This window comes from Mesorhizobium sp. WSM4808 (genome assembly GCF_055811675.1).
Window position 1 is genome coordinate 20,072 of record NZ_JBVVQX010000012.1, and the last position, 12,935, is coordinate 33,006.

Here is a 12,935-nt window from a genome sequence, read left to right on the forward strand (position 1 = left end):
CTGCCCCTTTACCGCAAGGTGACCAGATAGCCGCCGGCTTGCGTGTCCGCACGCGCGCAAAGGCCCAGGCTTCGAAGGCGATCAAGATGCGCTGCCGTTCGTAGGCGACCGACCAGTGTCATCATTGGTCAGTATCAAGCCACATTGAAAGACTGAGCACTCCTGCTGACTTTGTCATTTGGCGTTCTCACCAGATGCTACAGTTCCAACAAATTTATGTTTGCTTACCATTCCCAGCGGTTTGGGGGTGCTAAGAGCCAATGAATTTCTTTGAAGAATCTGTTGCAACGCCTGCACGCGGATTGGTGGAGTGCTGATCAGGCAGCGAGACTTGCGAACTGCTTGGGCCAGGAGGTATTCGGACTGGAAGCGTATCTCGCTTGTAGCGGCTAGTGCCGTGCCAGAAATTCCCAGCTCCGGGCGACCTTACTGAGCGGCCTGTCGCAGACCCGTTTATAAAGCTCAAGACGTGTCAGATGCATTATGGAATGGTCTTAATTCAATCTGCCGGGAAATGGCACATAACGCGCTTCCTACGGCAATCTCTGATTATGGCCAGTTTGAAGAGTTTTTAAGAAGCAGCCGGCGATCACATGCATGCAAGGCCAAACGTGCTCTGCTCGACGACGGCACCCCTCCGCGCATGACCGCTTTGCGCCCGAAATCGGCCATCGAGCCCGCCGGAGCTAGTTCCCGAACCCGGTCATTTGAGTTCGGGCGGGCGGCTCGCTTGCGCCAAACGACATCGCGAGCATCGATACGGCGTTGCCCTTGAACTTAGATGGCGTATTTGTTCATGACCGCTTGTAAACTGTTACTAAATCTATAGTTAGCTTGCGTTAGCAAAGCTAAGCTCATGCAAACAGCGCGAAATGTTTGCGCAGCGCGCAGCTTGCGCGCATAGACGGGGGGCAGATCGTTGGAATTGCAGGGTCGCCGAAGGGGCGTAGCACCAAGGCGCGCGTGGTTGAGTCCCAATATGGCGCTGCAGGTTGGTTGAGCCGTTGCTTCCTCAAGACATCCTCGCCGGCGCAGCTGTTCGCGACAGACCGAACCTGTTCGTGATCGGCTGTTTCGACCGGCGAATAACCTTTTACTCGCAGCAGGTCCGCGCCTTGTCGTTGATCCATGCACTCAAGGAGCAGGGATACCTAAACAGTAACCCAAGAATTGCAGTCATCGGAGGAGGAGCTGCGGGCGTCGCGGCGGCCTCAGCGGCGGCCTTGGTATCATCGTCCAGCGTTGTCCTGTTCGAAAGTGCCGCCGAGCTTATGCCGCTTCAGTCGACGACCGGGCGACGACGCCTCGATCCACACATCTATGACTGGCCTGCGCCTGATACCAGCGACCCGATCGCTGACCTCCCAATCCTGGACTGGGAGTCTGGATCCTGCCGCGCGGTTCGCGACGATGTGCTGCTTGGCTTCGAGGATATTGCTGTTCGAATGGGTGGACGCCTCACAAGACGACTCCGGCACGATGTAAAGTCCATCGCCGTTACCGCTGATGGCTATGAGCTCGTCTTCACCAATCTGGATGCACCAATACCTCCTGCCGGCGCCGAGCCTCGCGAGCGCTTCAACATGGTGCTCCTGGCGGTCGGTTTCGGGCTAGAGCCACGAGAAACTATCGCGGGCATCCAGAGCGCCAGCTACTGGTCAGATGCTGGGGTGCCGGTCGCGGAGTTCGAAGGCAGGCCGGCCCCTCGGTTTTTCATAAGCGGCAATGGCGATGGCGGCTTGATCGACTTCGTGGCCGCCGGCGCCGCCAACTTCGATCATGCAGCCATGATCCGGATGATCACGCAACATCCTGGCGCCGCAGAGCTGGGCGATGCTCTTGCAGCGATTGACGCACGCGCACGCGCGGCCGACGCAGCGGGCGCGCGCTTTGATTTCATCGACGCTTATGACAATGAGCTGTTGGCCAAAATGACAGAAAGCGGCCTGATCGCTGCCGTGGCGCAGCAGCTGCGGCTAGGCGTGAAGTTGACGCTACAGACACGGCATCCGGAAATGTTCGAGGTTTCTACCTCCGCGCTCAATCGGCTCGCAGCCTACGCAACCATCAAGGCCTGCGTGGCTGACGTGCAACGCTCCTTCAGACATCTGCAATGTGCGGCTCTGACCCGAACGGAGGCGCCAGATCCTGGCGCGGAGCACGCCGATTTCTGGCTCGATTGCGCTGGGGAGGCCGTCGCGGCAGACGCGGTGATCATCAGGCGTGGACCTCTACGCGCAGTTGTCAGAGGACCATTTGCCGCTCATCTTGCGACCTACGAAGCAACTCACGAGGAGTGGCTAGATCGCCACGGCGATGCCACGATCGTACCAAAGCTGTCTCGGTCGGCCCGGAAGCTGTTTTCGGATGCGGCCCGCAAAGCCGAAATCCCGCACTCGCCGCGGCTGCAGCGCCTGGCGGCCCACCAGTTTCCCATTTCGGTCCAAGTTCGGCGCGAAGCCGACCGAGTTCGGTGGTCTGGCGCTGTTTCCGCACAGCAATTGGTCAGTGCCTGGCGCAATGACCAAGCATTTGAGATCATTTTATCCGACGCGCCGGATGCGCTCGGTGCAGTTACGGACGCAATCCTCCGTGTTGCATGCCATAGTAGGAACGTTCGCCTCCATGCCATGCCAGCGGTTTGGAGCCCATACGTTCGCGCCCTGAGTATCGATTCCCTTCATGCCGAAGGCATGCAGATGCCAGCGATCATCGCCGGCAACCCGGGAGGCGCGGCACAGGATCCGATAGCATTGGATCCCGCAATCCTTGCCCGGCGAATTCATCGTTCGCTCGATGCATACCTGCTTGAGAAGCTCGATGCCCATCTGCAACCGTATTTTGCCAATCTTGCAGACCCCGGCCGATTGATCGGCCTCGCGATTGCGGACGACCTGCGTGCCGCCATGGCGCACACTTGGGCCGATTGGCGGGCCGCTTTCACTGATGATCTGGAACTGCTCAACCGTTTCTTCCGACTCATGGTCTGCGCCGTCGATGATCCGAACGAACACGACGCTGCGCAGGTGCTGGTTGGACCATTAAAGTTCCCGGCCATCGTTCGCGGCACTGCGGTGGCAGTCGCTATAGCGGCGGCCTGGCAGACGACTGTCCCCATAGCGAACGGTCCGGGTAATCTCGCCCGCCAACGCGGGGGCGACCCGGAGTGGACCGGTCATGGGTGCGCTGCAGATCTCATCAACGGCAGCGACATGTCGGTGTCTGCAGCCAGCTTCATGTGGCGCACGCACTTCGTCGTTCTGATCGTCAAGGGCCCTGTCGAGGTCGCTAAGATCGCCGATCGCGCCTTCGCGCTGACCGAAACGGACCAGCCCTCGCTCAGTGAGACAGACGGCGGGGGTCCTGTGCTACTGTCAATCAGCCGCGAGTTCTCGGAGACCGTGGCAGTTGGAATTGCACAGCTGAGGACACTGTTGGCGGCCGCTGAAGCCAAGCACTTTGAGGACTTGAACAGGGCGATCGAGAAGGGCGCGGCGGCATGACTGAAGGATTGACGCTATCACCAGCACTGCAGGATTTTGCTGGGCGACTGCGAAAGGCCGCGGCGGCGCTCAATCTTGAAGTCGAAGATCGGGCCTCGTTGGCGGGTACATCCTTCCAGGGTGGTTCATCGGCGTCGACTTCGCTGAGTCCGACCGACCTGCCGACCGAAAGCCATGCAATCCGGATCGATCGGTTCAACATCATCATCGGCGTATTGCCCGATGTGCCAACCTTGGAATCCGTCCGCGAAACCTTGCGACGGTATCGCAATCAATGCGTCGTGGCGCGCTCCTTCCTTGACACAAATGAGACGCTCGACCTTCAGTTGATGCTTCTGGGGCCGCGTTCGAGCGAACGGCAGGACGCCTGGCGCGCATTGGCTTTGATGGTCGAGCGGGATGATCGCGTGGCGCGGAAGCTCGCCTGGCTCAGGCCGGAGGATCCGCAACGCGATGACGAGAGCTTCTCGGATTTCTTGAAGCGAACATTCCTCGCGCGCCCCTGGATACATGACGAGGATGAGTTCGAAGATGCCGCTCTCGATGCCCTGAGCAGTGGCGCAACAACCCCGGGTCTGCCGCGATCGACTGCCGACGGATGGGAGCGCATCGCGCTGGACGAAAAGAAGAGTCCTGACGAGATCGTGGCGGCGCTCGTCAAGACTTGGGAGCGGAGGGGACAGGCATGAAAGAGATCTTCCTTTCGCGGATCACGATCCATGATTTTCGTACCTTTGGCGATTTCGAGGTGGACATTCCCGCAGCCCCGGGCCTTGTGCTGCTGACCGGCACGAACGGCCTTGGAAAGAGCAGTTTCTTCGACGCGATTGAGTGGGGGCTCACCGGCAAGATCCGTCGATTTGAGCCATACTTGCAAAAGGGCCGGAGGAAACTCACCGAAAAAGACTATTTGACACGTCGCGGCGCTGAGCCGGGAGCGCACCACGTTTCTCTAACCTTCTCAGATGGTAAGCCCATAGTGCGGGGCGCTGCGAGCGCAACATCTATGACTGACATCCTCGCTCAGTTGGCACGGCCTGACCGGCGAACGATCGACGATCTTGGAGCTTACCTCGCCCTGACCCACTTCTTGGGCCAAGCAGCCCAGCAGCGCTTCACGAGCCGGGATTCGCATGAGCAGTGGGATGCGCTCAAAGGACCAAGCGGCATCGAGCGTCTCGAACGCATCCGCGCCGGTCTGCGCGGAAGAGCCACCGTTTCGGCTTTTACTCGCCGTATTGAAAGCGAACAGGGCGCCATTACGCAACTCGAACGTCAGATCGCGGATTGGCAAGGTTGGATGGGGCGTCTTGAGCGCCTGCGGTCAGGCGCCCGCGCCACCGGTGTGCTGACGTCCGCCGAAATCGCCGAGCGGATAGATGGACTGGAGGCGGACCTCAAGCGACTTGCAATCGATCCTAGCCAAGTGCTTTCCGGAGAAGAGGTGGGCAGCCGCTTGGCAGGTCTCGCCGATCACATCGGCGAGGCACTGCGTTCGACGGTCGATCGGAAATCTGTTCTGGAGGCGATGGCCTCGCTACCCGCACAGTTTGCCGTGACCAACGGTGACGCACAGTCCGATCATCCCACGCTTGTCCGCCTTCGCAATGACGTGACCGGCGCGCAAGAACGACTGGATCGAGCCATGCCGCTCGCAGAGGCCGCCAGAAAGGTCGTCTCAGCCCAGACCGCTGCCCTCGCGTCGATTGAACAAACCATTGCAACATTTGAGGCGGCTTTAACGGATCTGTCGCGTCGTGCGCAGTTGGCAGAACTCATCGTTACTGCATCCACAGAACACGGCGCATTGACGGATGCCATCGCCGTGCACCGAGCCACTCTCAGGGCCGCGGACATCGCAATAAAACAGCATTCGGACGCGGCTGCTGAGGTGGCACGTCTGCGCAGTCTCGCTGGCTCCGCCAAGACGCTCAACGATTCAGTGCCCGATTACCTCCGCCTCGAGGCGGAATCCGGTATCGCCGCATCGGCTTTGGAAAATGCGCAGACGGCGGCTGAGACGGCCGCCACCGAACTTGAGCCGCTGGAGGCGCAATTTGCCGACCTCGGATCGCAGATTGCCATTGCGATACAGTCGAGGGCCGAGGCGGATCGCCATGCGACAGCCATGAGCGCGGCCTTATCAAAACTCGCCAGCCATATCCACCAAGATGACACCGACTGCCCCGTCTGCCGTACCAAGTTTGACCCCGGCGTGCTGAAGGCGCTTGCCGATGCTGCAGCATCCTCGAGCGATGACCGACTGGCTCGTGCTGACGAGGCTTTGGAAGCGCTGCGGGCAAAGGAGGCGGAGCTGAACGCCCGCATCGTCGCGTTGCGCGCTCTAGTTGCCGCGCCCCTTGAGATGCAAGATACCGCCACTGCGGCCGGCAACGCCGCGAGCGACGCGAAGTCGGCAATCGCACTGGTTCTCGCTATCCCGCCGGACAGCGACATCGTTGCGATGGCAGCCCAGCGCGCCCGTGACTATGCCTCTGCGCTGATTGCTGCTGAAGCAGGTCTCGAGCCGCTTGCGGCGGGCGCGGCAGCCGCCTTGGACCAGAGGTCTTCCGTTGGTGCCGATCTTGAAGACCTGATCTCGCGGGAGAGCCAACTCGCTACACGCCTAGCACAACTTCGCGCCGAAGACCTCGCGTGCACTGAGCGAATCGCGGCCCGAAACCTGTCGGATGTATTGGTGGTCGATCTCAGACGCCAATTGACCGGCCAGCGCCAGCAGTTGGAAACGGCCCGCGAACGACTCGGCCGGCTTTCCGAGGAAGCCACTGTCGCGATCGCGAACACCCAAGGTGAGCAGACCGCCTTTGATGCGCTAACGCGCGCGCTCGCGATCGCCGAAGCAACGAGGGCCAGCGCCGAGCAGTCGGCGCGGCAAATGCAACGGCGCTGGTCACAGGCTGGTCTTGCCGACACCCCGAGCCCCGCCGCATATGAGCGCGGCCTCGCGGCCATGGACGCAACGATCGGGACTTTGACGTCAATTAGTGAGCGTCAGATGGCGCTTGCTAGAGAGAATGAAGACACGCTTCTGCAGCGTGAGATCAAGGAGATCGTTTCGTCGATGCATGTGGCTGGGGGATCTGAAGGCGCAGGCGATCCGCCGAAACACCTTGGCGAACTCAATGCTATGCTCACTGATGCGCGCGCTGCGGTCAGGCTTACCAAAGGCGCTCGAGCAGCCGTGAACCGCTACTCTGAAGAACTGCAAGCTCAAGCCGACGACTTCTCGAGCCGCGTGCTCGATCCCCTCAATATCGTTATCGACGACTTCAACGAAGCGATGTTGAGCACGCCAGGCGAGAGTATACAGTTCAAGGCTGACACTCGGGTCGACGCGACGAGCTTCGGCATGGCCCTGCGATACCGAGAGAGGGTCGAGAACGCCATAGAGTCCCAGAAGGGACTTCCGCCGCAGGTCGTACTAAGCGAGGGACAACTCGCAGCCAACGGGTTCAGCATCCTCTGTGCGGCCAGTACGGCCTATCCATGGTCGCGGTGGCGAGCGCTCTTGCTGGACGATCCCTTGCAGCACAATGACATCATCCACACCGCTGCGTTTATCGATGTCATGCGCAATATGGTCGAGCTCAACGGTTACCAGTTGATCATGTCGAGCCACGACCGCGGGGAGAGCGACTTCATCGCCCGAAAATTCGACGCTGCTGGGCTACCGTGTTCGACCGTCTTGCTGACGGCGCCGTCTGACAACGGCGTGATTTGGGCTAGCCCAGAGAACAATCAGGCGGCGGAACGTTTCCTCCGTCGCAATGCGCCCAGCAGTGCGGGACGTGCATAGCCCGCGACGTGAAACGCTGTTCGAAGCTGTGCGCCGCGTACTTTGCGAAGCGACAGGCCCGCTGACACTCGACGAAATCACTGTGCTGACCGAAAGGCGGCTGGAACGTAAGCAACCCCAAGGTGGAGTTTCCGCTTGCCTTCACTCGGTCGGCGCAACCCATCATCCCATTGATCTCACCTGAGTGCCCTCGATGATTGAGGCAGATCAGGCGGATGAAGACGATTATGCCGCTAAGACAGCTGATGCGATTGGCTCTGAGGAGCCGGAGTGACAGAACATCTAGCTGATACCTCTCTCATGGCGTAGCAATGCCGCCACGTCAGCTACTCAACAGGCGCAGATTCAGGCTTTGGTGCCATGCACAACTGTAATGCTAATGCGGATATGGAAAATGCGGCAAACAGCTGCGCAACGGTCTTGAGCGAAAGGCTCCATGACCTATTGATCGCCGTGCGCGCTGGTGCCAGTTCATCGTTCTCGGGCATCGGCGTGTTGATCAGCTGTGATCCAACGATCCTGCCGATCACCCCGCTGCGTTCGGTCGAGGCCCCAGATATTGAGGGTAATACGCTCGACACTCTAATTGCAATTTCCGACCTCACCAGCGAGTTTCATGACGGCTTTCACGTGCTTTCGCCTGATCTTCGACTCTTCCGCACCTCGCAGTATTTTTCACCGCCGATCGTCTTGGGTATCGGGGGAGATCCACAACGGCGCGTTGGTGGACGATATATGGCGGCGCTGTTCGGCTCGGCGCTCCCCGGCGTGCTCGCCTCAGGAGTAGTTAGTTCCACCTACGGCATTGCCGTCTTCGAGCGCGGGCGAGAAATCAGGGGAGAATCATGAGTGACGGCAATCAGAATGCCTCGGACGAACTGTCTGAGCCGAAGCCGTTCCCGCACGTCAACGGCGCGTGGGACATGGCAATCCACTGGACGCGTGATGGCAAGCTTGACGTCCTCGTTGCCGATGCGGAAATCCGCCAAAACGGATCAGAGTTCAGCATGATTGTGCGGTCCGATCGGTCGGACTCGCATACTATTCTTGTCCAGCCGGCTTGGAGTGCGGTCGGTGATGCCGTTCTCTATTACATGTATGAAGTCGAACCCCGGGCCGCGCTTGCGGACGCGTCAGCGTCATACAAAGGGGCGGCAATCCTCCGCTACTATGCAGAAGGTCCAGAACTCAGTGGTACCTACTGGACCAGCCGGCGCAGCACGGGAACGTTCAGGCTGACACGCAAATCCCGTCCAATTCCGAATTCATTGCACAATGCCACTGACGTTCTGCTGATAACGGCGCTAAAGGAGGAGTTCGGAGCGGCGGAACTAGCATTTAGCGCGGCTCCATTGGGTGGTGACGGTGTCCAGCAGTGGGTTGACCTCGCGCTTCCGGCGGCGAAGGCCTGCAGGCGTGGGGTGTTTCAGCGCGATGGCGTGCCATTGTTCACGGTGGTATTGGCCAGACCGCAGCGAATGGGGGGAATTGAAACCGGACAGCTGGCAGCGGTGCTGGCCGTCACGTTGAAACCTGGCTGTCTCGTCATGTGCGGCGTCTGCGCGGGAAATCCGAAAGAAGTAGCTCTCGGGGACGTAGTTGTGTCGGAATTCACTTACCAACATGACGAGGGCAAACAGGAAACGGAGGCCTTCGTCGGGGACCACCGCCACCGCGCTATCTCAAAATCCTGGCAGGATGCTGCCGAGGCACTGGAGGCCCGATCACTACCTAGCTTCGTTACCCCTTCGCCGCGTGATGTGCGGTCTTGGTTTTTAGCACGCCTGTATGCCGGCGATGACCCACAGGCACATCCAGCGAAGGACAGGTACTTCGCACACGGCGAGTGGAAGACCCTCGTGGAAGCTCTTGTAGCTCAGTGCGTCATCGCAAGAGCCGGGACGTCGTTTAGGCTCCTGGATGCGGGGCGGGATGAGGTCGAGCGCTCGATTACAACCGAAATTGATCCGCCGGACCGACTACCGTTCGCCATCAAAGTTGGCCCGATGGCGAGCGGAAACATGGTGGTGAAGAACAGTGTGACTTGGGACAATCTGAAACACATGGGCGTTCGGAGCGTTGTCGGCCTCGAGATGGAGGCGGCAGCGCTTGCTTTAGCGGCCCGCAGCCTGGACGTTCCGGAATGGATAGTCATGAAGGGGGTCATGGATCACGGAGATCCTAAGAAGGATGACCGCTTCAAGCCTTTTGCCGCCCGCGCGTCCGCCGAAACGCTGCGCGCTTTCCTTGTCGAACGCTATTCGGCTAGCGCGAAGTCTAAGTCGGCCCGCAAGCCCGGGTAAAGTGGTCCACGGTGTCCTATCGTCAGATAAAAGTTGGTACTCATCACTAGCGACACGCATGGTAGCTTATTCTCTTCCAATACCGCAGACCTGCCGGTCCACAATCGCCTCGAAGGCTGCCGAACCGTAATGCGCCGCATTTCGCCGTTCAGGCAGCGTCGTCTACTGAAATCCGAGGTAAGTCCCTGAAGACATCCCGAGACTTAAGGACCATATCGGGCGTCGATCGCGTCCGTACTTCGTGAGCTGACCTGATCGCAGTGGTCGACCTCCGCGTTGACGCGGCTTGGACCTTATATGGTCGACAATGGTGCAAAACGGACTAGTTCTGCATTCACTCCGTAGCCGGAAAAGCGATTTCGCTCCGTCTCTGGTGTGTTGTAGCAGCTTATCGTCCACCGTGCCGTCACAGGCACTTTGTTCGCGATCTCGGCGATATAAAGCGCGTCAACATCGGCGAGGGAGTGACCTAAGATAAAGACATCGCTTACGCCCACAAGACCGTCGAAGAAGGCCTGGTTTTGGGCAAGGATTTTTTCAGTTGGTTTGAAGGTGCCGGCGAAATAGTCGTCAATGAGGCGGTAGCCTCCAACAATGCGAGTGTCGGTGTCTTCATCCACCTGCCTTAACAGCATTTCGTCCGCCTGCCTTTCCCATCCATGCCCGAGGACAATCAAGGAATCGGGATCAACCGCGCTGCCGTGAATATGCAGCACTTGGCCAGGGTGAACGCCGTAGAGCGACTGCAATGTGGGCGTGTAATTAAAGTTTAGGAACTTAGCGCGCCGTTCGATGCAATTGACCAATGGGACCGTACCTGGCAACGGAATTGGCAGGCCTCTTATCCAATCTGCGAAGTGCTTGCGCATTGTTCGAGAAAGGCCATCCACGATCTGCTCGATCTCATATTCGAAGTTGTGATGGTCGGCATCGCTCCAGTCCTCTGCACCGTAGGAGACGAGAAAGTTCTCCGCATAGTCGATGACGTGGTCCGAGTCGAAGGTTGCCAAGCGCTCTTCGAAACAATTCCAGAAATCCTTATCGACGAACAGATAGTCGCGGATCAGCTCAGAAACCTTCCGGTCGATGCCCTCAACGTTGCGCCCGAAGTCGCTGTAACGGGAAGGTATCCCATGATGCAAATCAAAGCCGTTGCCTATAACGAAGAGCTGATCAGCCACAGTGTCCCCCTAAGCCAATGTTGCTACGCCTGGGCGGGAGCGCAGCACTCGATAATCGTCCAGCCGCGAGCCGCAAGTGTCTCGACGTCCCTCGCCGAATACACCTTGCGCATCGCCTGACACAGCAGTGGGTCGGGCGGGTCGGTGCGACATAGTGGAGCTTGAGGCGCCCAAGCATGCGGGGGGGCTTCGAAGACTTGCCTGCCCCTGAGATTTTTCGAAGATCCGCCGGTTCCGTCCCTAGCAATCACGGTTTGAAGCTCGCTCAGGTGGTTGTAGGGAGCACGAAGGCCTGATCACCTGCCCCAAATAAGGGAAAGTTGTCGATCCGAATCTCTGCGATGTACACGGCATCCCCCGCCCCGAGGACAACAGGTAGAGCGAGGGCAGACTTGGTTAGTTAAAGTAAACCATATGGCCTCACGGGAGTATACGGAACCATACGGGAGGATTTTCGGTTTTGGCCCACGAAAAACTCATTGAAATCAATGATTTTGAGACATCCTCCGGGCCCACCATTATCGCTATTTATCAATAAGTTATCGTTTTTTATTTGCCTCGGTTAGCCAAAATCAGGTTGGCGAGTCTCCGTCGATCTCGTTGAATTCATTGATTTATGATGGGCTCCCGAGGACTGCCGATCAAACTGCTTTACAACATAGGGCGGCGCGAAAGGAATCGAACTGCCCGCAATGCGCTCGTTCCATCCGTTTCGGGCGGGTGCAGTCCTTCGGCGCGACAGCGGGCTAACTCTCAGCAAATATTTCCGCCGTGCTCCCGGGCTGACCGAGCCTCCAGATGCGGGCTATGCAGCGACGCATCTCGTCAGCGGTGGCGCCGCCTCGGAATTCGGCGAGGCGTATGGCCTTGGCTTCCAGTTCCTGTTTCGAAAGGGTGTTGCCGGGATCTCCCTTGGGCTCGTCGACGCGGGCATTGAATTTGCGGCCGTCAACCGTCGTGACGCTCACCTTGCCGACCCACTGCTTGGGATAAAGGGTGTCGACCTCGGCGTCGCGTTCCATATGCACCTTCGCGCGGAAACGGGCGACGCGGGTGTCGGCAAGTGCATGGTGTTCGAAAGCATCGAGGTCAGCGACGCCGTGAACAGCGATCAGCCCCAAAACCGTGCCCATGGAGAACTTCGCCTGGTGGACGGTTTGCGGAGTGACCACCGCGCCCAGGACATCGATGGCTCCCTGATGGACATGGGTCACCACGCCGGTGATGTCGTCCGGACCGAGCCCTTCGCGGCGCATGAGAGACTGCAGCGCGTCGGCGGCCGGATGAGTGTGCCGGCAGGCTGCGTGCCATTTGAAGGAGGTCTCCTCGGTTGCCCAACGGCTGCCGAGCCCGTCCGTCAGGCGGGCCGGATCGGCGTCGCTGGACATTCCGGCAGCCATTCCTTGCTGGCCTTCGAGGATCCGCGCGGCGCCCTTGAAGCCATCGCGCGCCAGATAGGCAGCGAACAGACCGTTGGCGGCCGCTCGCGCGGTATGGAGTTGCTTGGAATCGGCAGCGTCACGCAGAAATTCCCAGAGACCTGCCGCCTGCGTACCGGCCGAGCCGACAGCATGGTTGAGCCCGGCTGCGTCCAACCCGATCAATCTGCCGACCGCCGCGGCTGCTGCCACTGCGCCAGCCGTGCCGGTGGTGTGGAATATCTCGTAGTGCGAGCGTCCGAGGAATTCTCCCACGCGGATGCCCACTTCATAGCCGGCGATGCAGGCAGTCAGCACTTCGCGGCCGGTCTTCCCCTCAGCCTCCGCAACCGCCAAAACGGCCGGAAAGATCACCGCCGCCGGGTGAAAGACCGAGCCGTTGTGAACGTCGTCCTGTTCCACGACATGGGAGGCCGCCGCATTGACCATCGCTGCGAAGTAGGGGCTTGTGCGCCGCCGCGTCGGGATGATGGTGCTTGGGCCGTCCGCCGGCCCCATGGCACGCGCAAAGCCGTCGATCATCTCGACCTGGTGCGCGCCCTTGCCGGCCAGCGCCGAGCCGAGCCAGTCGATCATCAGTCCTTGCGCGAAATGAACGACGCGCGGCGGGATCTGTTCGAAGTCGAGTTCGGCAATGAAGGCGCAGAGCCTGGCGGTCGGCCAATCGGCGGTGTCCAGGCTCATCCGTTGCT

At 59.7% G+C, this 12,935-nt stretch carries 7 protein-coding genes; 5 read left to right on the top strand and 2 right to left on the bottom strand.

Annotation, left to right across the window (positions count from 1 at the left end):
- Positions 1–992: 992 nt before the first annotated feature.
- The 5 genes from AC0L2U_RS21260 to AC0L2U_RS21280 all read left to right on the top strand — a co-directional run bounded on the left by AC0L2U_RS21260 (position 993) and on the right by AC0L2U_RS21280 (position 9,623).
- Entirely contained in the window at positions 993–3,503 is a 2,511-nt protein-coding gene (locus tag AC0L2U_RS21260; RefSeq protein ID WP_473602624.1) for an ABC-three component system protein, read from the top strand.
- Positions 3,500–4,192: an ABC-three component system middle component 1 gene (locus AC0L2U_RS21265; protein WP_473602625.1), complete on the top strand. Its 693-nt coding sequence runs from the start codon at positions 3,500–3,502 to the stop codon at positions 4,190–4,192. The genes AC0L2U_RS21260 and AC0L2U_RS21265 overlap by 4 nt, the downstream gene beginning before the upstream one ends.
- The gene (locus AC0L2U_RS21270; protein ID WP_473602626.1) at positions 4,189–7,320 is read left to right on the top strand and encodes an AAA family ATPase; all 3,132 of its coding nucleotides are present in this window, start codon (positions 4,189–4,191) and stop codon (positions 7,318–7,320) included. The genes AC0L2U_RS21265 and AC0L2U_RS21270 overlap by 4 nt, the downstream gene beginning before the upstream one ends.
- Positions 7,321–7,680: 360 nt before the next feature.
- Positions 7,681–8,169 carry a hypothetical protein gene (locus tag AC0L2U_RS21275; protein ID WP_473602627.1) on the top strand — a complete coding sequence of 163 codons (489 nt, stop codon included), beginning with the start codon at positions 7,681–7,683 and terminating at the stop codon, positions 8,167–8,169.
- A complete protein-coding gene (locus AC0L2U_RS21280; protein WP_473602628.1) occupies positions 8,166–9,623 on the top strand; it encodes a Cap15 family cyclic dinucleotide receptor domain-containing protein in 1,458 nt (485 codons plus the stop codon). Before AC0L2U_RS21275 ends, AC0L2U_RS21280 begins: the two co-directional genes overlap by 4 nt.
- A gap of 293 nt (positions 9,624–9,916) precedes the next feature.
- Here the strand turns inward: AC0L2U_RS21280 and AC0L2U_RS21285 are convergent, their stop codons facing one another.
- Positions 9,917–10,804 carry a bacteriophage abortive infection AbiH family protein gene (locus AC0L2U_RS21285; protein WP_473602629.1) on the bottom strand — a complete coding sequence of 296 codons (888 nt, stop codon included), beginning with the start codon at positions 10,802–10,804 and terminating at the stop codon, positions 9,917–9,919.
- Between the two features lie 746 nt (positions 10,805–11,550).
- The gene (locus tag AC0L2U_RS21290; protein ID WP_473602630.1) at positions 11,551–12,927 is read right to left on the bottom strand and encodes an MmgE/PrpD family protein; all 1,377 of its coding nucleotides are present in this window, start codon (positions 12,925–12,927) and stop codon (positions 11,551–11,553) included.
- Between the last annotated feature and the right edge of the window lie 8 nt (positions 12,928–12,935).